The following is a 24,304-nucleotide window of genomic DNA, read 5'->3' as shown; positions in this document are numbered from 1 at the left end:
GGCTAAGCAAACCGCCATGCCGCTTGCGCTCATTCTTTCCAGTCATGTCTCCGCCAGCCGCGTCGGCGGGGGCGCCCAGGCGCTCGCCCTGGCTCATTTCCGCATCGACTGCATGGTGGCCCCGACGGTCCTCTATGGCCGCCACCCCGGCTGGGGCGCGCCCGGCGGCGCGGCCGTGCCGGTCGAAGCCCTGGAGGGCATGCTGGACGGCATCGAGGCCAACGGCCTCTTCGCCCAGACGGACCTGGTGCTCACCGGCTATTTCGCCTCCGCCCCCCAGGTGCGCGCCGCGGCCCGGGCCATCGACGCCGTGCGCGGGGCGCCGCGTGATCGCGAGGCCCGCAAGCCGGTGATCATCGTCGACCCGACCATCGGCGACGCCGGCAAGGGGCTCTATGTCCCAGCCGATGTGGCCGAGGCTGTGCTGACCGACCTGGTGCCGCGCGCCGACATCGTCGCCCCCAATACCTGGGAGCTGCAGCGGATGACCGGGGCCGAGGCTCGCACCCCGACCCAGGCCCTGCACTCCGCCCGCCTGCTGGGCAAGCCGGTCCTGGTCTCCTCGGTCCAGCGCGGCTCGGAGATCGGCGTGGTCTATGCCGACAAGAAGGAAGCCTGGCTGGCCGCCCACCAGCGCGCCGACTCGGCCCCCAAGGGCACCGGCGATCTGCTCTCGGCCCTCTATGGCGCGGCCCTGATCGACGGCCTGACCACCTCCTACGCCCTGGCCCGCGCGGTCAGCGGGGTGGCGGAGACCATCGTCGCCGCCCAGACCTTCGGATCGGCAGAACTGCCCATCGTGACCATGGGCCAGAAGATGAAGGCCACCTCGCCCACCGTGCGCATGGAGCGCCTGGCCTAGATGGTCGAGGTCCACGGCGTCTGCCCGGACCGCTTCGCCTCCGTCCGCGAGGCCTTCACCGCCAATTTCGACGCCGGCCGGGAGCTGGGCGCGCGCTTCTGCCTGGTGGAGCGCGGCGAGGTGGTGGTTGATCTTTGGGCCGGGCACGCCGACCGCGCCCGCACGCGCGCCTTCGACGCGGCGACCCTGACCCCGGTCTTTTCCACCACCAAGGCCATCGCCGCGATCCTGATCGCGCGGCTGGTGGAGGCGGGAAGGCTCGACTACGCCCAGCCGGTGGCCGAGGTCTGGCCGGACTTCGCCCAAGCCGGCAAGGCCGGGATCACCGTCGAGCAGGTGATGAGCCACCAGGCCGGGCTCTCCGGCTTTCCCGAGGCGATGGATCCGGCCCTGTGGTTCGACTGGGACGCCATCTGCGCCAAGCTGGCCGCCCTGGCGCCCCTGTGGCCGCCGGGAACCGCCAGCGGCTATCACCCGATCACCTATGGCTACCTGGCGGGCGAGATCTTCCGTCGGGTTGATGGGCGGACCATGGGAACCGCCCTGCGCGAGGACCTGGCCGCGCCGCTTAATCTCGACCTGTGGATCGGCCTGCCCGACGACCAGCATGGCCGGGTGGCCGACCTGCAGCGGCCCTCGGCGCTGGCCAAGTTCGGGGCGCCGAACCCGGCCCTCGCCGCCGCCTTCCAGACCGCCTGGTCGTCGCCGGCCGGCCGCGGCCAGGCGGAGTGGCGCCGCATCGAGATCCCCTCGGCCAATGGCCACGCCACGGCCTTGGGCCTCGCCCGACTGATGGGGGCGCTGGCCAATGGCGGCTGGCTGGAGGGCGAAATGGTGCTGGCGCCGGCCCTGATCGCCGAGCTCTCGCGGGAGCGCATCCGCGGCCAGGACCTGGTCCTGCCCTATGAGATGAGCTGGGGCGCGGGCGTCATGCGCAATGAGACTGTCCATCCCTGGGGACCGGGGGCCGAGACCTTCGGCCACTCCGGCTGGGGCGGGTCCTGCGCCTTCGCCGACCCCGAAACGGGGCTGGCCGGCGCCTATGTCATGAACCGCCAGTCCGCCGACCTCCTGGGCGACCCCAGGGCCCGGCGGCTGATCGAAGCGGCCTATACCGCGCTCTAGAGCGCCGCGATCACCGCGTCGCCCATCTGGGCGGTGGTGAGGGCGCCGCCCAGGTCGCGGGTGCGGGCGCCGCTGTCCAGGGCCTTGATCACCGCCGCATAGAGCTTGTCGGCGGCCTCAGCCTGATCCAGCGACCAGCGCAGAGCCATCTCGAAGGACAGGATGGCCGCCAGCGGGTTGGCGATCCCCTGGCCGGCGATGTCCGGGGCCGAGCCGTGGATGGGCTCATAGAGGCCAGGCTTGCCGGCCTCGCCCAACGCCGCCGAGGGCAGCATGCCGAGCGAGCCGGTCAGCTGGGCCGAGATGTCCGACAGGATGTCGCCGAACAGGTTGTCGGTGACCATGACGTCGAACTGCTTGGGGTTCTTGACGATCTGCATGGCCGCGTTGTCGGCCAGGATGTGCTCCAGCTCGACGTCGGCATAGTCGCGGGCGTGCAGGTCGGTGACCACCTGGCGCCAGAGCAGGCCGGAATCCATGACGTTGGACTTCTCGGCCGAGGTCACCTTGTTGCGCCGGCCGCGGGCCAGTTCGAAGGCGACGCGGGCCACGCGCTCGATCTCGGCGGTCGTATAGACCTGGGTGTCCACGGCGCGCTTGCCGCCGGTGGGGACGTCCTCGATGAAGCGGGGCGAGCCGAAATAGATGCCGCCGGTCAGCTCGCGGACGATCATGAAGTCCAGGCCCTCGACCACCTCGCGCTTCAGGCTGGAGGCGTCGGCGAGCGCATTGAAGCACAGGGCCGGACGCAGGTTGGCGAACACCTCCATGCCGGCGCGAAGGGCCAGCAGGCCGGCTTCCGGGCGCTTGTCGCGGGGGGCGTTGGCCCACTTCGGCCCGCCCACCGCGCCCATCAGCACCGCCTTGGCGGCCTTGGCGGCGGCGAGCGCCTCCTCGGTCAGCGGGACCCCGTGCTCGTCATAGGACGAGCCGCCGAACAGCCGCTCGGCGATCTGCAGGTCGGGGGTGAGCACGCGGGCGACCTTGCGCACCTCGGCGATCACTTCGGGGCCGATGCCGTCGCCGGGCAGGAGGAGGAGGTCGGTCATGGGAGAACCTTTGGGTAGTTTGTTGTCCCGCTCATCCCGGCGAATGCCGGGATCCAGGTCATAGGTCTGGGCGTAGGGCGCGAAGTCACGGTCTGCGGCGGGTGAATCTGGATCCCGGCGTTCGCCGGGATGAGCGGATCAGAGAGAGCGTTGCGAGGCCGTCTCGTAGGCGAACAGACGGCGGTCGGAAACCCCGAAACTGGGCCAGTGCGACCGCCATTCGGCCATATGCGCGGTCTGGAAGTGGGCGTCGATCGCCGTCTGGTCGCGCCAGGCCTCGAACACCCGGATCAGGCCGGGCTCGGCCACGTCTTCGGCGTAGGAATATTCGATACAGCCGTCCTCGGCCCGGCTGGCCGCCAGCATGGCCAGCATGTGCGGCCGGAAGCGCTCCAGGTTCTCCGGCGGCACCCGCACCGTGCCGGCGATGATCAGGCTCATGCGTCTTCCAGCCAGGGCTGGGAGATGGCGCGCTTCTGCTCGAAGACGTCGATGTCGCGGGCCGACTGCAGGGTCTCGCCGATGGCGTCGAGGCCCTTCAGCATCTTCTCCTTGCGGGCGGCGTCGATCTCGAAGCTGAAGACCTGGCCCGACGGCGAGGTGACGGTCTGGGCTTCCAGGTCGACGGTGGCCATATGGTTGCCGCCCTTGGCCTCGTCCATCAGAGCCTGGACCTCTTCGGCCTTTAGGACCACCGGCAGCAAGCCGTTCTGGAAGCAGTTGTTGTAGAAGATGTCGGCGAAGCTGGTGGCGATCACGCAGTCGATGCCGAAATCCATCAGGGCCCAGGGCGCATGCTCGCGGCTCGACCCGCAGCCGAAGTTGTCGCCGGTCACCAGGACGCCCGCGCCCTTGTACTCCGGCCGGTTCAGCACGAAGTCGCCACGCTCCTTGCCGTCGCCGTCAAAGCGGAAGTCATAGAACAGGCCCCGGCCCAGGCCCTCGCGCTCCACGGTCTTGAGGAACTGCTTAGGAATGATCTGGTCGGTGTCGATGTTGGCCAGCGGCAGGGGGGCCAGCTTGGCGTCGAGCTTGGTGAAGGCTTTCATCGGGCGGCCTTAGGATGCGTTCTGCTGGATGAGGATGGTCGGCACGCCGGCGGCGGCGTCGCGGACGGTGAAGACCTTGGTGCCCGGCTTGCGGCCGATGCGGACCTCGGAGACGTTGAAGCCGGCGGCGGCCAGGCGGGCTCGCACCGCGTCGGCGTCGGCGACCCGCCAGGCGAGGCCGCCGAAGCTGTCGGGGCCGTCGGAGGCGGGCGTCTTCAGGCTGGCGGCCATCTCCACCACGGCCGAGCCGGTGCGGAAGAACAGCTGGCGCACGCCCCAGCCTTCATTGGAGCGATCAAGCCGCAGGTCGAGACCGAGCTTCGCGCCCCAGATGGCGAGCGCTCGGTCGCAATTGACGGTCTGGACGACCACGTGGTCGAGCTCGGTGACCGCCGCGCCTTCGTCGCCGGTCGCCGGCGACAGGGGCCAGGGCTCGCCGCTGCGGGGCGGATCACAGAGCAGGATGTTGAGGCCCCCGGTGTCGGCGGCGTTCAGCGCCGTGGTGGTCCAGTAGCGCTTGCGGCCGTCATCGTGGGTCGAGCGGGTCGGGCCGGGCCTGGAGCCGCGAAGGCCCCGGCGCTGGGCCAGCTTCTGGCTCTCTTCCACATTGGCCACGGTGAAGGCCACAGCCCAGATGCCCTCGCCATGTTCGGCCAGGTGCTTGGCGATGGTGGCGCCGAACGCGCCCTCGCCATGGGGCGTGATCACGTCCAGGGCCATGTTGGGCAGCTGGAACCAGGCGTGCCGCGCCCCGCCGTCACCGCCCACCCAGTTGGGTTCGCGGCCCAGCAGGGCGGTGTAGGACGCGATCGCCGCGTCCAGGTCGTTCACGGCCAGCGCGACGTGGTCCAGGGCGGTGATCATGGCTGTCCCCTTCAGAGGAAGTCCCGGACGTCGGCCAGGTGACCGGCGATGGCGGCGGCGGCGGCCATCGCCGGGCTGACCAGGTGGGTGCGGCCGCCGCGACCCTGACGGCCCTCGAAGTTGCGGTTCGAGGTCGAGGCGCAGCGTTCGCCGGGCGCCAGCTTGTCCGGGTTCATGCCGAGGCACATGGAGCAGCCCGGCTCGCGCCAGTCGAAGCCCGAGGCCTTGAAGATGGCGTCCAGGCCCTCGGCCTCGGCCTGTTCCTTCACGAGCCCTGAGCCCGGCACCACCATGGCCCGTACGCCGGGCGCGACCAGCTTGCCGTTGACGAAGGCGGTCTGGACCACCTGGGCGGCGGCGCGCAGGTCCTCAATGCGGCTGTTGGTGCACGAGCCGATGAACACCACGTCGACCTTGGCCTCGCTGATCGGCTGGCCGGCCTTGAGGCCCATATAGTCCAGGGCCCGCGCCGCGGAGGCCCGCTTGTCCGGGGTGGCGAAACTGTCGGGGTCCGGCACCACGTCGGTGATGGCGATGACGTCCTCAGGGCTGGTGCCCCAGGTGACCAGCGGCGCGATGGCGGCGGCGTCGATGCGGATTTCGCGGTCGAACACGGCGTCGGCGTCGCTGACCAGGGTCTTCCAGTAGCTGACCGCTATCTCCCAGGCGCCGCCCTTGGGCGCGGCCGGGCGGCCCATCATGTAGGCGAAGGTGGTCTCGTCCGGCGCCACCAGGCCTGCCCGCGCCCCGCCCTCGATGGTCAGGTTGCACAGGGTCATGCGGCCTTCCATGGACAGGGCCCGCACGGCGTCGCCGGCGTACTCGATCACATAGCCGGTGCCGCCGGCGGTGCCGATCTCGCGGATGACGGCGAGCGCGAAATCCTTGGCGCCGACGCCGGGGGCCGGCGTCCCCTCGATGGTCACCCGCATGTTCTTCGCCTTCTTCTGGCGAAGGGTCTGGGTGGCCAGGACGTGCTCGACCTCCGAGGTGCCGATCCCGTGGGCCAGGGCCCCGAAGGCGCCGTGGGTCGAGGTGTGGCTGTCGCCGCAGACAATGGTCATGCCCGGCTGGGTGCGGCCCTGCTCAGGCCCCACCACGTGGACGATCCCGTTGCGGATGTCGCCCATGGGGAAGAACTCGATGCCGTTGGCCTTGACGTTCTGCTCGAGCGTCTGGAGCTGCAGGCGCGCCTCGTCGTCCGCCACCTTGCCGACGCCCAGCGCCTGGCCCTCGGTGGGGATGTTGTGGTCGGCCACGGCGAGCGTCCGGTCGGGCCGGCGCACGGGGCGCTTGGCGGCCCGAAGGCCTGCGAAAGCCTGGGGCGTCGTCACCTCGTGGATGAGGTGCAGGTCGATGTAGAGGATCGCCTCGCCGTCCTGTTGAGCGACGACGTGGGCGTCCCAGATCTTGTCGTAAAGTGTCTTGCCGGCCATGGGCGGCATGTAGGGTCGGAGGGGCGCCGAAGTCCAGCGCCCTCGCCGCAAGTTTTTGCCTCAGGCAGCCTTTGCGACCACGGGTTTGAGGCAGCCTTGTCCCTCCAGGGCGATCCTCAGGGCGCGATCCAGCGGCGTGTGCGGCTCCTCGCCCAGTTCGGCGACCAGCTTGGCGTTGTCCATGACCACGGGATTGTCCCAGAGATAGCGCATCTCCAGCATCTCGCGCAGCATCTCGACGAAGGGCGCGGCGAGCATCAGCGCCATCCAGGGCAGGCGGCTGCGCTTCAGCCTGCGGCCGGCCACGCGGTCCAGGGCGTCGGCCATCTCGCCATTGGTCAGGACGTGGCCGCGGAAATTGTAGACCGCGAAATCGGCGAGCCGGGCCTCCCGGTCGGCCAGCCGCGCCATGGTCTCAGCCAGATCGGGCAGGTAGGCCCAGTCGTGCAGGACCTCCAGCGGGCCGGGGATGCTGAAGGCGGTCAGGGGCTTGCCCTTCTTCACCCAGCCCTCGGTGAGCCAGGAGCTGTCGGAGACGGGGCCGAAGAAGTCGCCGGCCCGGACGATCAGGGTGCGCACGCCCTCTTCGCGCGCGGCCTTGGCCAGGCGCTTTTCCAGGGTGACGCGAATCGCGCCTTTGCGGGTCTTCGGGTTCTGCGGGGCGTCCTCGGTGATGTGGCTCCAGGCGTCGGGGCCATAGTTGTAGACATTGCCGGGATAGAGGATCCGCGCACCGGTCGCCTTGGCGGCGGCGATCACCGCCTCCATCATCGGCGGCAGGAGCTTGGCCCAGCCGGCATAGCCATTGGGATTGGCGGCGTGGACGATCAGCTGGACCCCCTGGGCCGCGGCCAGAACATCATCGGCGTTGAGGGCGTCGCCGCGCACCCAGTCGCAGGCGGCGAACTCGGGCGCCTCGCGGCGGGCGCGATCCGGGCTGCGGGCCATGATCCGCAGGGTCCAGCCGTGCGCCATCAGGGCGCGACCCACCGCGCCGCCGATCGAACCGGTGGCGCCGATGAGCAGGGCCGTACGGGCCGCAATATTGGCGGGGGATTGTTCAACCATCGGGGCCTCTCCATCTGCTTGAAGGCCTGATGATCCTCTCCCCGGGACCGGCTAAACGGAATTGCGGATTATATTGGAACAGGTATTCATAAGCGCATGAGCGATCCGGCCTGGGACCTGTTTCAAAGTCTGCACGCAGTCATGCAGGCCGGCAGTTTTTCCGCCGCCGCCCGCGCGCGCGGCCTGACCCAGCCGACCCTGGGCCGTCACATCGAGGCCCTGGAGACCGCGTTGGGCGCGCCGCTGTTCGTCCGCTCGCCCCGGGGCCTGACCCCCACCGACCTCGCCCAGACCCTCAAGCCCCACCTGGAGGAAATGGCCGCGGCCGCCGCCTGCGCGGTCCGTGACGCCTCCGGCGTGGCCGACACCAAGGGTGGGGTGGTCCGCCTGGCGGCCAGCGACATCATGGGCGCCGAAGTGCTGCCGCCGATCCTGGCGGAGTTCGTCAAGCTGCACCCGGACATCCAGATCGAGCTGGTTCTGTCCAACAAGACCGAGGACCTGTCGCGCCGCGACGCCGACATCGCCGTGCGGATGATGCGCCCGACGCAAGGCTCTCTGGTCGCGCGCAAGGTCGGGACCACCGGGGTCGGCTTCTATGCGACGCCGGACTATATCGAGCGCCGGGGCATGCCCACGAGCATCGACGACCTGGAGCCCAATCACCTGCTGATCGGCTTTGACCGGGCGCGGCCGGCGATCGAGGCGCTGGAGGGGGTCAATGTGGGCCGCGAGATCACCCGCGAGATCTTCAATTTCCGCACGGACAACGACGCGGCCCAGATCGCCGCTGTGCGCGCGGGCCTGGGCATAGGCGCCATCCAGCACGCCCTGGGCCGCCGCTATGGCCTCGTGCCCGTGCTCGCCAACGCCTTCCACTTCGAACTGGAGATGTGGGTGGCCATGCCCGAGACCCTGAAGGGCTCGCGGCGCATGCGCCTGATGTTCGACCACCTGGTCGAGGGCCTGTCGCGGTTCGCCGCCGAAGGGCGGCGCTAGCCCCTCACCTCAGCCCTCTCCCCGCCCGCGGGGAGAGGGAGCAGAGAACCCTCGCCCCCCTTGGGGGTGAGGGCTGGGTTAGGAGGCTGCTCAGACGCCAGATACGAAAACGGCGGCTCCGTCACCGGAGCCGCCGCTTCTGAACAGTGTCGCCTGGAGGCTTATTCGCCGGCGGGCGTCGTGTCCTTGGTCGAGGTCATCTGACGCTCGGCGATCCGGGCCGACTTACCGCGACGGTCGCGCAGGTAGTAGAGCTTGGCGCGACGGACGACGCCGCGACGCTTCACTTCGATGGAGTCGATGTTCGGCGAGTGGATCGGGAACAGACGTTCCACGCCTTCGCCGAAGGAGATCTTGCGGACGGTGAAGCTCTCGTTGATGCCTTGGCCCTGGCGCGCGATGCAGACGCCTTCGTAGGCCTGGACGCGTTCGCGGTCGCCTTCCTTGATCTTCACGTTCACGCGCACGGTGTCGCCCGGCTTGAAGTCGGGGATCGAGCGGGTGGCGAGGAGGCGATCGGCCTCTTCCTTTTCCAGCTGCTGCAGCAGATTCATGGTCTTCATCCTTACTGGGCTTTACTCGCCCTTTGCCTGTTGATTGGCGAGATAGGCCGCCCAGAGGTCCGGGCGCCGCTCCCGCGTCGCTTGCTCCCGCTGCGCCCGCCGCCACTTCCGCACTTCAGCGTGATGGCCGCTCAACAGCACCTCGGGAATATCGAGCCCTTCGAAGGTCCGCGGTCGCGTGTACTGCGGATGCTCCAGGAGCCCGTCCTCGAAACTCTCTTCACTCAAGCTCTCCGCCTGGCCGAGGACGCCGGGCACGAGCCTTACGCACGCTTCGATGGTCACCAGGGCCGCCGCCTCGCCACCGGCGAGCACCGCATCCCCGACGGTGACCTCCTCGAACCCCCGGGCGTCGAGCACCCGCTGGTCCACCCCTTCGAACCGCCCGGCCAGGACGATCAGTCCCGGCCCCTTGGCCCACTCACTCACGCGCGCCTGGGTCAGGGGCCGACCCCTGGCGCTCATGTACAAAAGCGGACGTCCGCGCACCTCGACGCTGTCCAGCGCCGCGGCGATCACATCGGCCCGCATCACCTGTCCCGGACCGCCCCCCGCAGGGGTGTCGTCGAGGAAGCCGCGCTTATCCTTGGAAAAGCCGCGAATGTCCAGGGTTTCCAAGGACCAAAGGCCCTGCTCGCGCCAGGCGGTCCCGATCAGGGAGACGCCGAGCGGCCCAGGAAAGGCCTCGGGGAACATGGTCAGCATGGTGACGTCGAAGGACATGGGCGGCCTTTTGACCCATCAGGCGACGTTTCGCCACCTTCGCCTGCCGGTGCGTCGCCTTGCCCCGCTGGCCTACGAGGGGTAGAGCGAGCGCTTTCGCAGCGCAGCAATTTTCAAGAGTAAGCATGGACCAGATGGAAATCCTGACCGAGGCCCTCGCCCTGGAACAGCTGGAAGTGAATCTCTTCCGCGGCCAGAACAGCAAGGATTCCGGACCCCGCATCTTCGGCGGCCAGGTGATCGCCCAGTCTCTGCTGGCGGCCTATGCGACGGTGGACGACCGGGTCTGCCACTCCCTGCACTGCTATTTCATCCGCCCGGGCGATCCGAAGGTTCCGATCGTCTTCGAGGTGGACCGGGCCCGCGACGGCGGCTCCTTCACCACCCGTCGGGTGATCGCCATCCAGCACGGCCGGCAGATCTTCAACCTGGCCGCCTCGTTCCAGGTGCCGGAAGACGGATTCGTCCACCAGTCGACCATGCCGGACGCGCCGGATCCGGAAACCGTGCGCCCCGAGGCCGAGGTCTGGGCCGAGGCCATGGAGGGCCTGCCCGAGCACCTGACCACCTGGATGAAGCGCCCGCGGCCCATCGACCTGCGCCCGGTGGACGGCGGCTTCTTCTTCAAGGGCAAGAACCCGCCGCCGAAGGATCCGGAGAACCAGATCTGGTTCCGGTCGGTCCAGCCGATCGGCGACGACATCAAGATGCAGCAGGCGATCCTGGCCTACGCCTCGGACATGAGCCTGTTGTCGGTCTCCATGCGCCCGCATGGCGTCCACTGGCAGACCAAGGGCTTCCAGTCGGCCAGCCTGGACCACGCCATGTGGTTCCACGAGCCGACCAACTTCAACGACTGGCACCTGTACGACCAGGACAGCCCCTCGGCCTCCGGCGGCCGTGGCTTCATCCGCGGCTCGATCTACAACCGCGACGGCAAGCTGGTGGCCAGCGTGGCGCAGGAAGCCCTGATCCGGCTCAGGAAAGACTAAGCGTCCCTCAGGGCTTCGGCCAGCAGGCGGCCTTCGGCCCCGCGGCTGGAGCCCGCCCGCCAGGCGACGACGATCTCGCGACTGGGATGCTCCATGCTGAGCGGCCGCACCTCGACGGGGGCGGCCTCGGCCAGGCCGGCCTTCACCGCCATGGCCGGCAGGAAGGTGACGCCCAGGCCTGAGCCGACCATCTGCACCAGGGTCGGCAGGGAGGTGGCGGCGAAGGCCTCCTCCTCGCCGGTGGCCTTGGGCGGTCTGAGGCCGCAGGCGGCGAGCGCATGGTCGCGCAGGCAGTGGCCGTCTTCCAAAAGGATCAGGTCCTCGCCCTCCAGCGCCACCGGCGAGGTCTTGGGCGCGGCGGCCAGGCGGTGATTGGCCGGCACGGCGGCCAGCAGTTCGTCATCGGAGACGTGGGCGTAGTTCAGACCCGCCATGTCGAAGGGCAAGGCGATCAGGGCCGCGTCCAGTTGGCCGGCCTTCAGGGCCGCGATCAGGCGCTGGGTCAGGTCCTCGCGCAGGAACAGCCGCAGCTTGGGGAACCGCGTCCGCAACAGCGGCAGGGCCTTGGGCAGCAGGAAGGGGGCGATGGTGGGGATGACCCCCAGCCGGAAGCGCCCGGTCAGGGGCTGGGCCGCGTGGCGGGCGGCCTGCACCATCTCCTCGGCCTCATTCAGGATCAGGTTGGCGCGCGACAGCGCCGCCTCGCCCACCGCCGTGAGGATCACCCCGGACCGCGCCCGATCCACCACCGGGGCGCCAAGCGTCCGTTCCAGCTCCTGGATACCGGCCGACAGGGTCGGCTGGGTCACGTGCGCGGCCTCGGCGGCCTTGCCGAAGGCGCCGTGCTCAGCGAGCAGCTTCAGGTACTGGAGCTGGCGAATGGTGGGCAGCATGGGGCCCATATAGGTTGAACCTATGGTTTGGGGAAGATTGATAGAGCACACAAATCCGCTCATCCCCGCGAAAGCGGGGACCTAAGCTGAGTCCGCCGCCCGTCGCGCTGCCGCATGGATCCCCGCCTTCGCGGGGATGAGCGGACGGAGTTACGCCGCCTGCGCGGCGTCCGCCGTCTCCGCCGGCAGGCGGATCAGGTAGTCGAAGGCGGACAGCGAGGCCTTGGCGCCTTCGCCGAGCGCGATGACGATCTGCTTGAACGGCGTCGTGGTGGCGTCGCCGCCGGCGAACACACCGGGCAGGGAGGTGCGGCCATGGGCGTCCACCTCGATCTCGCCGCGCGGGGTGAGCGCGAGCGCGCCCGCCAGCCACTCGGTGTTCGGCACCAGACCGATCTGGACGAAGATGCCTTCCAGCTCGACGGTGTGCTCGGTGGTGGTCTCGCGGTTGCGATAGACGAGGCCGGTCACCTTGTTCCCGTCGCCCAACACCTCGGTGGTGAGGGCCTGGGTGATGACGGTGACGTTCGGCAGGCTGGCGAGCTTCCTCTGCAGGACCGCGTCGGCGCGAAGTTGGGCGTCGAACTCGATCAGGGTCACGTGGGAGACGATGCCGGCCAGGTCGATGGCCGCTTCCACGCCCGAATTGCCGCCGCCGATCACCGCCACGCGCTTGCCCTTGAACAGCGGGCCGTCGCAGTGCGGGCAGTAGGCCACGCCCTTGTTGCGGTACTGGTCCTCGCCGGGCACGCCCATCTGGCGCCAGCGGGCGCCGGGGGCCAGCACAAGCGACTTGGCCTTCAGGGTCGCGCCGCTTTCCAGCTCGATCTCGTGGACGCCGCCCTCGGCCTTGGCCGGGACCAGCTTAACCGCCTTCTGCAGGTTCATGACGTCGACCTCGTAGTCGCGCACATGCGCCTCCAGGCCGGAGACCAGCTTCGGGCCTTCGGTGTGGGGGACGGAGATGAAGTTCTCGATGGCCATGGTGTCCAGCACCTGGCCGCCAAAGCGCTCGGCGGCGAGGCCCGTCTTGATACCCTTGCGCGCCGCATAGATGGCCGCGGCCGCGCCGGCCGGACCGCCGCCCACCACCAACACGTCGAACACCGGCTTGGCCTTCAGCTTCTCGGCGTCGCGGACGGCCTTGCCGGTGTCCAGCTTGGCCAGGATCTGCTCGACGCTCATGCGGCCCTGGTCGAAGGTCTCGCCGTTCAGGATCACGGTGGGCACCGCCATCACCTTGCGGGCCTCGACCTCGGCCTGGAAGAGGGCGCCGTCGATAGCCGTGTGACGGATACGCGGATTGACCACGCTCATCAGGTTCAGGGCCTGCACCACGTCGGGGCAGTTCTGGCAGGAGAGCGAGAAATAGGTCTCGAACACGAAGTCGCCGTCCAGCGCCTTGATCTGTTCGATGACGTCAGCCTCCACCCGCGGCGGGTGGCCGCCGGCCTGCAGCAGCGCGAGCACCAGCGAGGTGAACTCATGGCCCATGGGCAGGCCCGCGAAGCTGATGCGGGCGGGCTCGCCGGGGACGCCGATGGTGAAGGACGGCTTGCGGGCGTCATCGCCGTCAAAGGCGACGGCCACCTTGTCGGAGGCTTCCGCGATGTCTTCCAGCAGGGCCTTCATCTCGGCCGACTTGGGCGAGGCGTCCAGGCTGGCGACCAGCGCGATCGGGTGGCGCAGGTTTTCCAGATAGGACTTCAGCTGGGCCTTCAGGCCTTGATCCAACATGGCGGAACTCCAGGCGCGAGCCGCGCCATATCAAGTCGGGGGAGGGTTGCGCCGCCCCGGCCGCGTCTTGAGCGGACGGGGGGTTCGGCCAGGACGGCGCGTCTCGGGTCTTTAGATCTTGCCGACCAGGTCCAGGGACGGGGCGAGGGTCTTTTCGCCTTCTTCCCACTTGGCCGGGCAGACTTCGCCGGGGTGCGAGGCGACGTACTGGGCGGCCTTGACCTTGCGCAGCAGTTCGGCGGCGTTGCGGCCGATGCCTTCGGCGGTGATTTCCATGAACTGGATCACGCCTTGCGGGTCGACCAGGAAGGTGCCGCGGTCAGCCAGGCCCTGGCCTTCGCGCATCACGCCGAAGTTGTTGGTGATCACGCCGGACGGGTCGCCGACCATGACGTACTTGATCTTGCCGATGGCGGGCGAGGTGTCGGCCCAGGCCTTGTGGCTGAAATGGGTGTCGGTGGAGACCGAGTAGATCTCGACGCCCAGCTTCTGGAACTCGCCGTAGGTGTCGGCCAGGTCTTCCAGCTCGGTCGGGCAGACGAAGGTGAAATCGGCCGGGTAGAAGAACACCACGGACCACTTGCCCTTCAGGTCGGCGTCCGAGACGCTCACGAACTTGCCGTTCTGATAGGCCTGGGCGGAGAAGGGTTTGATTTCGGAGTTGATCAGGGACATGGCGCTCTCTTGGTTGGCGTTCCGGAAGGAAACGTGGGCGGTTGATACAGGCTCCAGGCGCATCGGGGAAATTGATAGTTTCTCGCGATGGAATAGGTTTTTCCTATCAACGCCAGTCTGCGCCCCGGCCCGGCGGCTCGCCATGCGCCATAACAAAAAAGGCCCGGCGCGAGCCGGGCCTTTCGATGACATCGAGATGAAATCTCTCAGCGCTTGATCAGGTCCCGCTCGTGCAGGAGCTGGGCGATCTGGACCGCGTTCAGGGCGGCGCCCTTGCGCAGATTGTCGGCCACGACCCAGAGATTGATGCCGTGTTCGACGGTCGGGTCATTGCGGATGCGGCTGACGAAGACCGGGAATTCACCCTGGGCTTCCTTGGGCGTGATGTAGCCCTTGTCGTTACGCTGATCGATGACGATCAGGCCAGGGCTTTCGCGCAGCAGGTCGCGGGCCTCGTCGGCGTCCAGGGGCTCGTGGAACTCGATGTTCACGGCCTCGGAGTGGCCGACCATCACCGGCACGCGGACGCAGGTGACCGTCAGCTTGATGTCCGGATCGATCATCTTGTGGGTTTCGTTCCACATCTTGGCCTCCTCATCGGTGTAGCCGTCGTCGTTGAACGACCCGATGAAGGGGATGACGTTGAAGGCGATCTGCTTTGGGAACTTCTTCGGGGGCGTGGCGCCCAGGACGAAGACGTTCTTGGTCTGGTCGAACAGCTCGTCCATGCCTTCCTTGCCGGCCCCGGAGACCGACTGGTAGGTCGAGACCACCACCCGCTTGATCCGCGCCCGCTCGTGCAGGGGCTTCAGGGCCACCACCAGCTGGGCGGTGGAGCAGTTCGGGTTGGCGATGATGTTCTTGCGGTCGGCCCATTCCACATCGTCCGGGTTCACCTCCGGCACCACCAGGGGCACGTCGGGGTCCATGCGGAAGGCCGAGGAGTTGTCGATCACGATCGGGCCGGCGGCGCCGATCTTGGGCGACCATTCCTTGGAGAACGAGCCCGAGACGCTCATCAGCACCAGGTCGACCTTGGAGAAGTCGAACTGTTCAATGTCCTCGCAGCGGACGATCTGTTCGCCGAACGAAACCTCGACCCCGATCGACTTGCGGCTGGCCAGGGCGTGGATCTTCGAGATGGGGAATTCCACCTCCTCGAGGATGTTCAGCATTTCGCGGCCCACATTGCCCGTGGCGCCCACGACGGCGACGCGATAGCTCATCGCGGTCCTCCTCAAAGAAAAAGCGGAGCGTCCCGTTACGCCGATGGGGCGTCAGGCGCAAGGCGGGCCAAAAGAGGCGGGACAAGGGATGGAGCAAGGGAAGAGACTGATGGCTGACACCGGAATGCCGTTCGCCAACCTCATGGGCGTGGAGATCACGGAGCGCGCCAAGGACCGGGTGGTCGGCCGCCTGAGCGTGCGCGAGGACCTGTGCACCGCCGGCGGCATCCTGCACGGCGGCGCCTTCATGGCCTTCGCCGACGCCCTGGGCGCCATCGGCGGGTTCCTGAACCTGCCGCCCGGCGCACGCACCACGACCCTGGAATCCAAGACCAACTTCCTGGGCTCGGCCAAGGTCGGGACCACGGTGACCGGCGAAGCCACCCCCCTGCACATCGGCCGCCGGTCCAGTGTCTGGCAGACAAGGATCACGGCGGAGGACGGCAAGCTGCTGGCGCTCGTGACCCAGACGCAGATGACGGTGGAGCCGTAGCTTCGGAGATCGTCCTTGGTGTCATCCCGGAAAGCGCGGAGCGCTTGTCCGGGGCCCATACGCGCGAGGCTGTCCGGACTAGTCGGTGTTTATGGGTCCCGGTCTTCCCCTGCGGGGAAACCGGGATGACGACAAGGCGGCGGGCCTACTCCCCCGCCAACCTCAGCACCGTCGCCCATTCCTCGTCCCGGATCGGGCAGACCGACAGGCGGAACTGGCGGAACATGGCCATGTCGGCCAGGGCCGGTTCGGCCTTCATCGCCGCCAGGGTCACCGGCTGGGCCAGGGGGCGCACCGGCTTGAACTCCACGGCCACGAACCGGCCCTTGGGATCGGTGGGATCGAGGAAGGCCTCCTTACAGACCTCGGCGATCCCCACCACCGCCAGCCCCTCGACGGAGTGATAGAAGAAGGCCTGGTCGCCCAGCTTCATGGCCTTGAGGTACAGGGCGGCCTGGTTGTTGCGCACGCCGTCCCACAGGGTCGAGCCGTCGCGCTCAAGGTCCTGGTAGCTGTACTTGGCGGGCTCGGACTTCACGAGCCAGTGCTGGGCGGGCATCGGGGGCGCTCCTGGGGGCGTGAGGGGGCGGGTCCAGATATCGGCGGGCCGGGCGGGCTTGGCAACTCCCAGACCAGGGGTTGAACCAGGCGCTTAAGCAACCCTCTTGGCGAATGGAACAAAATAGGTACTTTAGGTTGCGACAGGTCCTTGGGGGGCGGGTTTTGGTCTGGAAAGCCGTGTTTGGGGCGCTCGCCGCGATTAGCGTGGTCGTGGCCTCGCCAGCCGTCGCTGCGCCGGCCGCCGCCGCAGAGGCCCCGGCCGCGCCGGATTGGGCCGGGCGCACCCCGACCGATCCGAACCTGCGCACAGGCGTGCTGCCCAATGGCCTGCGCTATGCGGTGATGCGCAGCGCGACACCCAAGGGCGCGGTGTCCATCCGCTTCGCCATCGACGTCGGCAGCTATGAGGAGACCGAGGCCGAGCGCGGCCTGGCCCACTTCGTCGAGCATATGGCCTTCCGCGCCACCACCCACTTTCCAGAAGGGCGGCTGGAACAGCAGCTGGCCGAGATCGGGGTGGGCGCTGGCCGGGACCACAACGCCTTCACCGGGCTCTATTCCACCCTCTATGTCATCGACCTGCCCGATGGCGGCCGGGACCACCTGGATCTCGCCTTCCGCTGGCTCCGCGACGTGGCCGAGGGCGTGGTGTTCGATCCCGTGGCGGTGGACCACGAGCGGGGCGTGATCCTGGCGGAAAAGGAGGCGCGCGGCTCCAACGACCAGACGGCGGAAGATCGGATCGGCGCGTTCCAGGCCCAGGGTCTGCGCTCCCAGGCCCGCGCGCCCATTGGCCTGGAAAGCGTGCTGCGGAGCGCAGGACCACAGGAGCTGCGCAGGTTCCACGCCCGCTGGTATCGGCCCGATACGGCCGTGATCGCCATAGCCGGCGACCTGCCGACGGAGGCGATGGAGACCTGGATCAGGACCGCCTTTTCGACCTGGACCGCAGAGGGTCCGCCCCCGGTCCGCGCCGTCCGGGGCGCACCCGATGTGCGGCGCGGCCTCGACGCCATGAGCCTGGAGGATGCTCGCCTTGATGACCGTCTCAGGATCTGCCGCCTGCAGCCGGCCGAACCGCTCGACCGGGATGACGCCGAGCACCGGCGCCGCGTGGCCCTGCGCAACCTTTGGCTCGACATCCTTGATCAGCGGCTGCTGACCCGTGCGGATCGTGACGGCGAGATGGTCGATGGCATGGCCTGGACCGAGGCCGAGGACCGGGATCTGCGTCGGGTCTGCCTGCAGGCCGCGCCCAACCCAGGCGGCTGGGAGCCCGCCCTCATCGCCCTGCAGTCGGAACTTCGCCGCCTGCGCCGGGACGGGCCGACCGAGGCCGAGATGGAGGCGGCGCTGGAGCGGGCGCGCGCCGACCTGCGCGGCGGCGTCTCCACCGTCGAGACCCAGCCGACCACGGACCTGGCCGACGAAATCGTCCAGTCGCTGCTGGACCGCACCCCGTTCGCTGACCCCCGCGTCCTGATGAGCGCCTATGGCCGCGCCGTGGAGGACCTGACCCCGGCCGATCTGCGCGAGGCGATCGCCCGCGACTGGGCCGGGGCCGGGCCGCTGATTGACGCCCTGGGGACCGCGCCGCCGTCTCGGACGGCGCTGCTGGCGGCCTGGACCGCGGCCGAGGCCGAGGCCGAGCCCCCGGCCTATGTCGACCCGCCCCGGCCCAAGTGGGCCTATGCCGATTTCGGCGAACCGGGTCGCGTGGCCCGGCGCGAGGCCCAGCCGGACTTTGTCCGCATCACCTTCCGCAATGGCGTGGTGTTGAACGTCAAGTCGACCAGCTTCGCCAAGGAGACCGCCGAGGTGCGGGTGGTGCTGGGCGACGGCCGCCTGGAGATCGCCCCGGCCGACCTCTATCGCGCGCGGCTGGCCGCCAGCCTGCTGCGGACCGGCGGGCTTGGGCGGCAGTCCTGGCGCGAGACGGACATGGCCCTGGCGCCCATCGACTGGGACTTCAACCTTTGGATCGGCGACCGGGCCTTCACCCTGGCCGCCGCGCCGATGACCAGCAACCTGCTGCTGCAGCTGCAGGTGCTCGCCGCCTATGTCAGCGATCCCGGCTTCCGGCCGCAGCCGGCGGCGCGACTGAAGTCGGTGGTGGACCAGTCCTATCGCGACCTCGGCGGCGATCCAGGTGTGGTGGCGGCAAGCGCCGTCTATCAGGTCTTCGCCCCGGACTCGGGCCAGGCCCCGCCGCCGCGGGAGACCCTTGGGACCCTGAGCTCGGCCGACATCGACCGGCTGCTCCGCGCGCCCCTGACGACCTCGCCGATGGAGGTGACGATTGTCGGGGACCTGGACGAGAAGACCGCCATCGACCTGGTGGCCCGCACCTTCGGCGCCCTGCCGCCGCGCAAGCCCGCCAACCGCCAGCGCACGGATATCGCCTTCCTGGCCCTGCCGGACCAGGCGCCGGCGCCCCTGCGCCTTAGCCATCAGGGTCCCGCCGACAAGGCGATGGTCAGCCTGACCTGGCCCCTGTTCCGCGCCGGCCCCAAGACCCGCCGGGAAGAGATCGTGGCGGAGCTGTTGGCCGACATCCTCACCGACGCCCTGACCCGCGAGGTTCGCGACCGTCAGGGCCGCACCTACACCCCGAACGTCACCGCCCTCACGCCGGATGAGGCCGACCAGGGACTGTTGCAGGCCCAGATCGAGACCTATCCCGCCGACGCCGAAAGGGTGCGCCTAGACGCCCTGCGCGTCGCCGCCGATCTCGCCAGGACCGGACCCAGCGCGGCCCAGCTGGAAGCCGCCCGCAAGCCCGCCCTGTCGGGCTACGCCGCCGCCCTGCAGACCAACACCGCCTGGGCCGACCGCATGGCCGGCTCAACCCGCTTCCCCCACCGCGCCGAGGACCTCCGCCTCCTGCCCCGCCTCACCGCCGAGGTCGGCCTGGAGGAGGTCCGCGCCGCCGCCGCCCGCTGGCTTTCGCCCCAGCCGATCCAGGTGGTCGTCACCCCCGGCCCCAAGGAGGCCCCATGAAGCCCTTCGTCATCGCCGCCGCCCTGCTGGCGGCCGGCCCCGCCCTGGCCGCGGAATCGCCGCTGAAAATCTGCACGAACCCTGACGCTAATCTGGAGGCGGCTCTGCGCGCCTGCGGTCAGGTGATCGACGATCGCGCCGCGCCCCAGGCCGACCGCATCGCCGCGCTCAAGGCCCGGGCCGGGATCAGGCGAAGCGACGACAAGACGCTGGAAGCCGCGGTCGCCGACGCCACCGAGGGCCTGCGCCTGGCCCCCTTGGACACCGATCTGCTGACAACCCGCGGCGATGCGCTGCTGGCGCTCAGGCGGCTGCCGGCCGCGCGCGCGGACGTGGAGGCGTCCTTGCGCCTGGATCCCAGCAACCAGCTGGCCCTACGGCTGCTGGGCGACCTGCTCGACGCCGAGGACGCACCGGCCGAGAAGGTCTTGGCCGCCTATGACGCCGCAGTTCTCAACGATCCCTCCGACCTGATCTCACGGCTTGGCCGAGCCTTGAGCCGCGGCCGGGTCAAGGATTGGGCCGGGGCGGTGGCCGACTATGACGTGGTGATCAAGACCGAGCCCGACCACAGTTTCATCTTCAAGCTACGGGGCGACGCCAATATTCTGGCCGGGCGCCCGGAGGCCGCGGCCGCAGACTACCGGGCCGCGGTCAAGCTGGACCCCGACAACACAGAGGCCATGAACGGGCTCGGCTTCATGATCCTCGCGGACAAGCCGGCGGAATCCCTCGCCTTGGCGGAACGCGTGCTCAAGGCCGCCCCAGACAACGACGGAGCCCTGTTGCTGAAGGCCAGAGCCTTCTATCACCTTGATCGCGTCGATGAAGCGATCCCGGTCCTGCGCCGTTTGAACGAGGTGGCCCCCCAGGAGGCGTCCGGGTTCCACGACCTGGCGCGGATCTATCTCGACAAGGACCAGCCGCACCTGGCCGAGCCCCTGATCGCCAGCGCCCTGAAGCTCGACCCCCACGATGTCGAAGCGCTTGGCCTTCGCGCCGAACTCCGCGCTAACGCTGAAGACTGGGCCGGCGCCCTCGCCGACGACGACCTCATCGTCTCGCTGGACCCCAGCGCCGACGCCTACCACCAGCGCGGACTGCACAGGTCCGGCAAGGGCGACGCCGTGGGCGCCATGGCTGATCTGCGCAAGGCGACCGAGCTCGCCCCCGACTCACCCAGCATCTGGTTGTCCCTTGCCCACCAAGCCCAGTTGGGCGGCGAGCGCCCGGTCGCCCTGGCCGCCGTGGAACGGGCCCTGAAGCTTGATCCCGACTCGTCCGACGCCTGGATCGCACAGGGGGGCTTGCATGCCGACGCCGAGGCCTGGCCCGAGGCCGCCCAGGCCTACCTGAAGGGCGGCGCGACCCTCTTCGCCGGGGAAAGCTTTGAGGCCGCTGGTGACACCGCCCGGGCCCTGGCGCTCTATGACGAGGCCCTGAAGGCCGATCCGACCTGGACCCGGGCCTGGGCCGACAAGGGCGAGCTGTTGTCCAGCCTTGGACGTGGCCGAGACGCTCTCAAGGCCTTTGACCGCGGGCTCGCGATCACGCCCACGGATGTCCGGCTGCTGCTGGGCCGCGCAAGCGCCCGCAGCAAGGCGGGCGACCTTTCGGGCGCCGAAGCCGATTTCGACGCCGCCCTGGCGGCGGCGCCGAAGTCGGCGGAGGTTTTCAACGCCCGGGGCCTGTTCAACCTGGAACGGGATCGCTTCGACGCCGCCCTGGCGGAGCTGAACCAGGCCCTGGCCCTGGAGCCCAAGATGCTGGACGCCCTCTTCAACCGGGCCCTGGTCTATATGTCCCAAGGCCGCAACGACCCTGCGATCCGGGACCTCAACGCCTTGCTCTTCCTGGAGCCCAAGGACTATGCGGCGCGGTCTCTGAAGGGCGAGGCCTTCCACCGTCTGGGCGACGAAACCCGGGCGCTGGAAGAGCTGAACGCGGCCCTGGAGATGGCTCCGGACGACGCGATTACCCTGCTGCGCCGCGGCCGGGTCCGCGAGGCCCTGGGCGACAAGGCGGCGGCGGCGGCCGACAAGGCCCGGGCGCTCAAGCTCGACCCCAGCCTGAAGACGGATTGAGGCTTGCGCATCCGCCCCGCCGGCGCTTGCGTAGACTTGGACAGGACCAGACGGAGCCCGCCCCATGACGTTGCACCGCCGCAGCTTCCTCGCCGCCGGCCTGGCGCTGACCGCCACGCCGGCCCTGGCCCTGCCCCGCAGCCTCGCCTTTTCGGTGGAGCGCGACGGCGTGAAGATCGGCGAGCACCGGATGAGCTTCTCCGGCGATGACGCCTCCCCCACCGTCACCACCGAGGTTGAGATGCTGGTCAAGATCGGCGCCGTGCCGATCTACCGCTATCGGCACCAGGCGACCGAGCGCTGGCGCGGCGGCCGGTTCGCCAGCCTGTCCACCATCACCGACGCCAATGGCCGCCGCCGCACGGTCGAGGCGGTGCGCGAGGCTGATGCGGTCAACATCGCCTATGGCAAGAAGCGCATCACCGCAGCGCCGACCACCGCGCCCCTGACCCACTGGAACCCCCAGGCCCTGAGCGGCCCGCTGTTCAATCCGCAGGAGGGCAAGCTGTTGTCGGTGACCGGCCGGCGGCGCCAGGACAGTCTGATCACCCCGGACGGCCGGCGCGCGGCGGTGCTCTGGTCCCTGCGCGAGGAGGCCGAGATCGACGACTGGTACGACGCCGACGGCGCCTGGCTGGCCCTGCGCGGCAAGCTGAAGGACGGCTCGGTGATGATCTACCGGCGGATCTAGGCCGGCTTGAGCATCCGCGCCCGGCGCCAGGCGCCATAGGTGAACACCGCCGCCCCGCCCCAGATGAAGACGAAGGACACCGCCCGCAGGGTGCTGAAGGCCTCGCCTTCCGCCAGGCCGATGCCGAACGAGATGGTCGGGCCGATGAACTGCAGGAAGCCCATATAGGACAGGGGGATCCGCCGCGCGGCCCAGGAGAACAGGGCCAGAGGCACGGCGGTGATCGGTCCGGCGGCCACGAGCCAGGCGGTAGCCGCCGGGCTGGCCGTGAAGTGCCCCAGCCCCTGTTGCTCCAGCCAGATCACATAGGCCAGGCCCGGCACGGAGAGGATCAGGCACTCGATCAGCAGGCCGGTCTGGGCGTCGGCCGGGACGAGCTTGCGCACCACCCCATAGCCGCCGAACGAGAAGGCCAGCACCAGGGAGATCCAGGGCAGATGGCCCAGGGCCAGGGTCTGGATGACCACGCCCACCACCGCCAGGACGATGGCGCCGACCCCGATGCGGTCCATCCGTTCCTGAAACAGCAGCACGCCCGCGGCCATGTTGAGCAGGGGGGTGATGTAGTAGCCGAGGCTGCTCTCCAGCACCCGGCCGGAATTCACCGCCCAGATGAACAGGCTCCAGTTGATGGCGATCAGGGCCGCTGAGAGGGCGAGCCCGCCCAGCAGGCGCGGGTTGCGGAACACCCCCAGGGTCTGGCCCCACTGCCCGGCCAGCAGCACCAGGGCCAGGGCCGTGATCGATCCCCACAGGGTGCGGTGACTGAGGATTTCCCAGGCGCCGGCGCCCAGGTGGCCCATGGCCTGGAAGGCCAGGGGCACGAACCCCCAGATCAGGTAGCAGACGAACCCGGCGGCCAGGGCGGTGCGGTCGGCGGGCTGGTCGGTCAAGGTGTCCTCAGGGCGGGGTCAGGCGGCGGGGCAGGGCGGGCGTTCCAGCCTCGGGCGCGAGGCGGAGCGCGTTGGTCAGGATTGAGACCTGACGGTACTTACCTATGAGACTGAGCAGCTCGAGCAAGGCCATTTCGCTGAACGCCCCGCGGAGTTCGGACCCGGAAGGCTCTGAGAAGCCCCTAGCCGATCGCCCGCGCCAGCCGCGCCACCCCCGGCGCCATGGCCCGGACGGGAAAGCCGGAGAAGCCGAGCAGCAGGCCCTGGCGGGGGGCGGCGCCCCGGTACAGGCGGCTGATAGCCTGGACGGTCACATTGTTGGCGTCGGCCAGGGCCTCGGCCTCCTGGTCGCCCAGGCCGTCCTTGAGATAGGCCACCAGGTGCAGGCCCTGGTCGGGCTGGGCGACCTCGACCCGGTGGCCGAGCCGCTCGGTGAGGGCGCGGACCAGGGCGTCGCGCTGGGCGCCATAGGCCACCCGTCGGCGGCGGATATGGGCGGCGAACTCGCCGCTTTGCATGAAGTCGAGCACCATGGCCTGGGTCAGGGTCGGGGCCTGGCGGTCCATCATCCGGCGGGCCTGGCGGAAGGGCTCGACCAGGGCCGACGGCGCCACCAGGTAGCCCAGGCGCAGGCCGGGAAACAGCGCCTTGTTCAGGGTGCCGACATAGATCACCCGCTGGCCGCCATCGAGCCCCTGGAGGGCGGTCAGCGGCGGGCCGTCATAGCGGAACTCGCTGGCGTAATCGTCCTCCACCACCCAGGCCCTGGCCTCGCGGGCCCAGGCCAGCAGCTCCAGCCGCCGGGCCATGGAGAGCGCCATGCCCAGGGGATACTGGTGCGAGGGCGTGACAAAGGCGGCCCGCGCCTCGGGCGCCAAGCGACGCCCCTCGGCGACGACCAGGCCGTCCGCATCCACGGGCACAGGCGTGATCTGCGCGCCCACCGCCTCAAGGATCCGCAGGCTGGCCGGATAGCCGGGATCCTCCGCCCACACCGCGTCGCCTGGCGACAGCAGCACGCGGGCGACAATGTCCTGGGCGTGCTGGGCGCCGGTGGTGACGATCACCTGATCGGCCTCGCAGCGGACCCCGCGCGCGGCGCGCAGATAGGCGGCGATGGCCTCGCGCAGGGCGAGGTCGCCGGCCGGATCGGCATAGCCGAAGTCCCCTGCGGACAGGCTCCGTACCGCCCGTCGGGCCGAACGGCTCCAGGCCGCCTGGGCGCGGGCGTCCATCAGGGTGCGGCCGGTGTTGAAGGTGCGTTCGCCGGGCCGGGGCGGCGGAACCGGCGTCGCCGCCAGCCGCACCGCTCGCTCGGGCA

At 69.5% G+C, this 24,304-nt stretch carries 23 protein-coding genes; 8 read left to right on the top strand and 15 right to left on the bottom strand.

Translation table 11 applies throughout. The annotated features are described in order from the left end of the window. Window positions 1-16: 16 nt before the first annotated feature. Window positions 17-862: a bifunctional hydroxymethylpyrimidine kinase/phosphomethylpyrimidine kinase gene (locus tag ACFQ27_RS10820; RefSeq protein WP_374344271.1), complete on the top strand. Its 846-nt coding sequence runs from the start codon at window positions 17-19 to the stop codon at window positions 860-862. Then, a complete protein-coding gene (locus ACFQ27_RS10815; protein WP_377353592.1) occupies window positions 863-1,987 on the top strand; it encodes a serine hydrolase domain-containing protein in 1,125 nt (374 codons plus the stop codon). Here ACFQ27_RS10815 and leuB read toward each other — a convergent pair. The 6 genes from leuB to ACFQ27_RS10785 all read right to left on the bottom strand — a co-directional run bounded on the left by leuB (window position 1,984) and on the right by ACFQ27_RS10785 (window position 7,453). Then, complete coding sequence (gene leuB, locus ACFQ27_RS10810) at window positions 1,984-3,036, bottom strand: 3-isopropylmalate dehydrogenase (protein WP_377353591.1); 1,053 nt, start codon at window positions 3,034-3,036, stop codon at window positions 1,984-1,986. The two genes, ACFQ27_RS10815 and leuB, sit on opposite strands and share 4 nt — an antisense overlap. Before the next feature lie 138 nt (window positions 3,037-3,174). Next, on the bottom strand, window positions 3,175-3,477 hold the full coding sequence (locus tag ACFQ27_RS10805; protein WP_374344265.1) for a putative quinol monooxygenase: 303 nt from the start codon (window positions 3,475-3,477) through the stop codon (window positions 3,175-3,177). Next, window positions 3,474-4,085: a 3-isopropylmalate dehydratase small subunit gene (gene leuD, locus ACFQ27_RS10800; protein ID WP_374344263.1), complete on the bottom strand. Its 612-nt coding sequence runs from the start codon at window positions 4,083-4,085 to the stop codon at window positions 3,474-3,476. Before leuD ends, ACFQ27_RS10805 begins: the two co-directional genes overlap by 4 nt. 9 nt (window positions 4,086-4,094) lie before the next feature. Beyond that, window positions 4,095-4,949, bottom strand: coding sequence for a VOC family protein (locus ACFQ27_RS10795; protein WP_377353589.1), 855 nt, complete (start codon window positions 4,947-4,949; stop codon window positions 4,095-4,097). 11 nt (window positions 4,950-4,960) lie between these two features. Then, window positions 4,961-6,385: a 3-isopropylmalate dehydratase large subunit gene (gene leuC / locus ACFQ27_RS10790; RefSeq protein ID WP_377353588.1), complete on the bottom strand. Its 1,425-nt coding sequence runs from the start codon at window positions 6,383-6,385 to the stop codon at window positions 4,961-4,963. 60 nt (window positions 6,386-6,445) lie between these two features. Next, the gene (locus ACFQ27_RS10785; protein ID WP_377353587.1) at window positions 6,446-7,453 is read right to left on the bottom strand and encodes an NAD-dependent epimerase/dehydratase family protein; all 1,008 of its coding nucleotides are present in this window, start codon (window positions 7,451-7,453) and stop codon (window positions 6,446-6,448) included. Between the two features lie 96 nt (window positions 7,454-7,549). Here ACFQ27_RS10785 and ACFQ27_RS10780 point away from each other — a divergent pair, with 96 nt between their 5' ends. Next, a complete protein-coding gene (locus ACFQ27_RS10780) occupies window positions 7,550-8,452 on the top strand; it encodes a LysR family transcriptional regulator (RefSeq protein ID WP_377353586.1) in 903 nt (300 codons plus the stop codon). Between the two features lie 161 nt (window positions 8,453-8,613). Here ACFQ27_RS10780 and rplS read toward each other — a convergent pair whose 3' ends face one another. Then, window positions 8,614-9,006 (bottom strand): 50S ribosomal protein L19, encoded by a 393-nt coding sequence (gene rplS, locus ACFQ27_RS10775; protein ID WP_374344253.1) that lies wholly within the window; start codon window positions 9,004-9,006, stop codon window positions 8,614-8,616. A 21-nt stretch (window positions 9,007-9,027) separates the two neighbouring features. Next, window positions 9,028-9,738: a tRNA (guanosine(37)-N1)-methyltransferase TrmD gene (trmD, locus tag ACFQ27_RS10770; RefSeq protein ID WP_377353585.1), complete on the bottom strand. Its 711-nt coding sequence runs from the start codon at window positions 9,736-9,738 to the stop codon at window positions 9,028-9,030. A gap of 125 nt (window positions 9,739-9,863) precedes the next feature. Between trmD and ACFQ27_RS10765 the strand changes: the two genes are divergently transcribed. Next, window positions 9,864-10,730: an acyl-CoA thioesterase gene (locus ACFQ27_RS10765; protein WP_374344249.1), complete on the top strand. Its 867-nt coding sequence runs from the start codon at window positions 9,864-9,866 to the stop codon at window positions 10,728-10,730. Here ACFQ27_RS10765 and ACFQ27_RS10760 read toward each other — a convergent pair. The 4 genes from ACFQ27_RS10760 to ACFQ27_RS10745 all read right to left on the bottom strand — a co-directional run bounded on the left by ACFQ27_RS10760 (window position 10,727) and on the right by ACFQ27_RS10745 (window position 15,261). Then, entirely contained in the window at window positions 10,727-11,623 is an 897-nt protein-coding gene (locus tag ACFQ27_RS10760) for a hydrogen peroxide-inducible genes activator (RefSeq protein ID WP_374344247.1), read from the bottom strand. The genes ACFQ27_RS10765 and ACFQ27_RS10760 overlap by 4 nt on opposite strands. A 150-nt stretch (window positions 11,624-11,773) precedes the next feature. Then, window positions 11,774-13,360 (bottom strand): alkyl hydroperoxide reductase subunit F, encoded by a 1,587-nt coding sequence (ahpF, locus tag ACFQ27_RS10755; protein ID WP_377353584.1) that lies wholly within the window; start codon window positions 13,358-13,360, stop codon window positions 11,774-11,776. 111 nt (window positions 13,361-13,471) lie between these two features. Further along, a complete protein-coding gene (ahpC, locus tag ACFQ27_RS10750) occupies window positions 13,472-14,035 on the bottom strand; it encodes an alkyl hydroperoxide reductase subunit C (protein ID WP_374344243.1) in 564 nt (187 codons plus the stop codon). 206 nt (window positions 14,036-14,241) lie between these two features. Beyond that, window positions 14,242-15,261: an aspartate-semialdehyde dehydrogenase gene (locus ACFQ27_RS10745; protein WP_377353583.1), complete on the bottom strand. Its 1,020-nt coding sequence runs from the start codon at window positions 15,259-15,261 to the stop codon at window positions 14,242-14,244. 109 nt (window positions 15,262-15,370) lie between these two features. Here ACFQ27_RS10745 and ACFQ27_RS10740 point away from each other — a divergent pair, with 109 nt between their 5' ends. Beyond that, window positions 15,371-15,754, top strand: a complete 384-nt coding sequence (locus tag ACFQ27_RS10740) for a PaaI family thioesterase (protein ID WP_377353582.1) — start codon at window positions 15,371-15,373, stop codon at window positions 15,752-15,754. A 145-nt stretch (window positions 15,755-15,899) separates the two neighbouring features. Here the strand turns inward: ACFQ27_RS10740 and ACFQ27_RS10735 are convergent, their stop codons facing one another. Next, window positions 15,900-16,313, bottom strand: a complete 414-nt coding sequence (locus tag ACFQ27_RS10735; protein ID WP_374344237.1) for an EVE domain-containing protein — start codon at window positions 16,311-16,313, stop codon at window positions 15,900-15,902. 164 nt (window positions 16,314-16,477) lie between these two features. On the opposite strand from ACFQ27_RS10735, the gene ACFQ27_RS10730 reads away from it, so the two are divergent. The 3 genes from ACFQ27_RS10730 to ACFQ27_RS10720 all read left to right on the top strand — a co-directional run bounded on the left by ACFQ27_RS10730 (window position 16,478) and on the right by ACFQ27_RS10720 (window position 22,090). Next, the gene (locus ACFQ27_RS10730) at window positions 16,478-19,315 is read left to right on the top strand and encodes a M16 family metallopeptidase (protein ID WP_377353581.1); all 2,838 of its coding nucleotides are present in this window, start codon (window positions 16,478-16,480) and stop codon (window positions 19,313-19,315) included. Continuing rightward, window positions 19,312-21,399: a tetratricopeptide repeat protein gene (locus ACFQ27_RS10725; RefSeq protein ID WP_377353580.1), complete on the top strand. Its 2,088-nt coding sequence runs from the start codon at window positions 19,312-19,314 to the stop codon at window positions 21,397-21,399. The genes ACFQ27_RS10730 and ACFQ27_RS10725 overlap by 4 nt, the downstream gene beginning before the upstream one ends. A 64-nt stretch (window positions 21,400-21,463) precedes the next feature. Then, a complete protein-coding gene (locus tag ACFQ27_RS10720; RefSeq protein ID WP_377353579.1) occupies window positions 21,464-22,090 on the top strand; it encodes a DUF6134 family protein in 627 nt (208 codons plus the stop codon). Here ACFQ27_RS10720 and rarD read toward each other — a convergent pair. Together rarD and pdxR are read right to left on the bottom strand one after the other, a co-directional pair. After that, on the bottom strand, window positions 22,087-22,983 hold the full coding sequence (gene rarD / locus ACFQ27_RS10715; RefSeq protein WP_374344229.1) for an EamA family transporter RarD: 897 nt from the start codon (window positions 22,981-22,983) through the stop codon (window positions 22,087-22,089). The two genes, ACFQ27_RS10720 and rarD, sit on opposite strands and share 4 nt — an antisense overlap. A 182-nt stretch (window positions 22,984-23,165) precedes the next feature. Then, window positions 23,166-24,304: MocR-like pyridoxine biosynthesis transcription factor PdxR (gene pdxR, locus ACFQ27_RS10710; RefSeq protein WP_377353578.1), on the bottom strand; the 1,139-nt coding region annotated here is incomplete at its 5' end.

It is taken from the genome of Phenylobacterium conjunctum, from assembly GCF_042679085.1.
Taxonomy (GTDB): domain Bacteria; phylum Pseudomonadota; class Alphaproteobacteria; order Caulobacterales; family Caulobacteraceae; genus Phenylobacterium; species Phenylobacterium conjunctum.
This window is presented reverse-complemented; position numbering and strand designations above follow the sequence as displayed.

Bases quoted from the DNA above. Each gene is read 5' to 3' on its own strand.
- ACFQ27_RS10760 (WP_374344247.1), bottom strand. From the start codon at position 11,623: ATGCTGCCCACCATTCGCCAGCTCCAGTACCTGAAGCTGCTCGCTGAG.
- leuD (WP_374344263.1), bottom strand. From the start codon at position 4,085: ATGAAAGCCTTCACCAAGCTCGACGCCAAGCTGGCCCCCCTGCCGCTG.
- ACFQ27_RS10805 (WP_374344265.1), bottom strand. From the start codon at position 3,477: ATGAGCCTGATCATCGCCGGCACGGTGCGGGTGCCGCCGGAGAACCTG.
- rplS (WP_374344253.1), bottom strand. From the start codon at position 9,006: ATGAATCTGCTGCAGCAGCTGGAAAAGGAAGAGGCCGATCGCCTCCTC.
- ACFQ27_RS10780 (WP_377353586.1), top strand. From the start codon at position 7,550: ATGAGCGATCCGGCCTGGGACCTGTTTCAAAGTCTGCACGCAGTCATG.
- leuB (WP_377353591.1), bottom strand. From the start codon at position 3,036: ATGACCGACCTCCTCCTCCTGCCCGGCGACGGCATCGGCCCCGAAGTG.
- ACFQ27_RS10765 (WP_374344249.1), top strand. From the start codon at position 9,864: ATGGACCAGATGGAAATCCTGACCGAGGCCCTCGCCCTGGAACAGCTG.
- ACFQ27_RS10720 (WP_377353579.1), top strand. From the start codon at position 21,464: ATGACGTTGCACCGCCGCAGCTTCCTCGCCGCCGGCCTGGCGCTGACC.
- ACFQ27_RS10735 (WP_374344237.1), bottom strand. From the start codon at position 16,313: ATGCCCGCCCAGCACTGGCTCGTGAAGTCCGAGCCCGCCAAGTACAGC.
- ahpF (WP_377353584.1), bottom strand. From the start codon at position 13,360: ATGTTGGATCAAGGCCTGAAGGCCCAGCTGAAGTCCTATCTGGAAAAC.
- ACFQ27_RS10745 (WP_377353583.1), bottom strand. From the start codon at position 15,261: ATGAGCTATCGCGTCGCCGTCGTGGGCGCCACGGGCAATGTGGGCCGC.
- ahpC (WP_374344243.1), bottom strand. From the start codon at position 14,035: ATGTCCCTGATCAACTCCGAAATCAAACCCTTCTCCGCCCAGGCCTAT.
- ACFQ27_RS10815 (WP_377353592.1), top strand. From the start codon at position 863: ATGGTCGAGGTCCACGGCGTCTGCCCGGACCGCTTCGCCTCCGTCCGC.
- leuC (WP_377353588.1), bottom strand. From the start codon at position 6,385: ATGGCCGGCAAGACACTTTACGACAAGATCTGGGACGCCCACGTCGTC.
- ACFQ27_RS10785 (WP_377353587.1), bottom strand. From the start codon at position 7,453: ATGGTTGAACAATCCCCCGCCAATATTGCGGCCCGTACGGCCCTGCTC.
- trmD (WP_377353585.1), bottom strand. From the start codon at position 9,738: ATGTCCTTCGACGTCACCATGCTGACCATGTTCCCCGAGGCCTTTCCT.
- ACFQ27_RS10795 (WP_377353589.1), bottom strand. From the start codon at position 4,949: ATGATCACCGCCCTGGACCACGTCGCGCTGGCCGTGAACGACCTGGAC.
- ACFQ27_RS10725 (WP_377353580.1), top strand. From the start codon at position 19,312: ATGAAGCCCTTCGTCATCGCCGCCGCCCTGCTGGCGGCCGGCCCCGCC.
- ACFQ27_RS10740 (WP_377353582.1), top strand. From the start codon at position 15,371: ATGGCTGACACCGGAATGCCGTTCGCCAACCTCATGGGCGTGGAGATC.
- ACFQ27_RS10820 (WP_374344271.1), top strand. From the start codon at position 17: ATGCCGCTTGCGCTCATTCTTTCCAGTCATGTCTCCGCCAGCCGCGTC.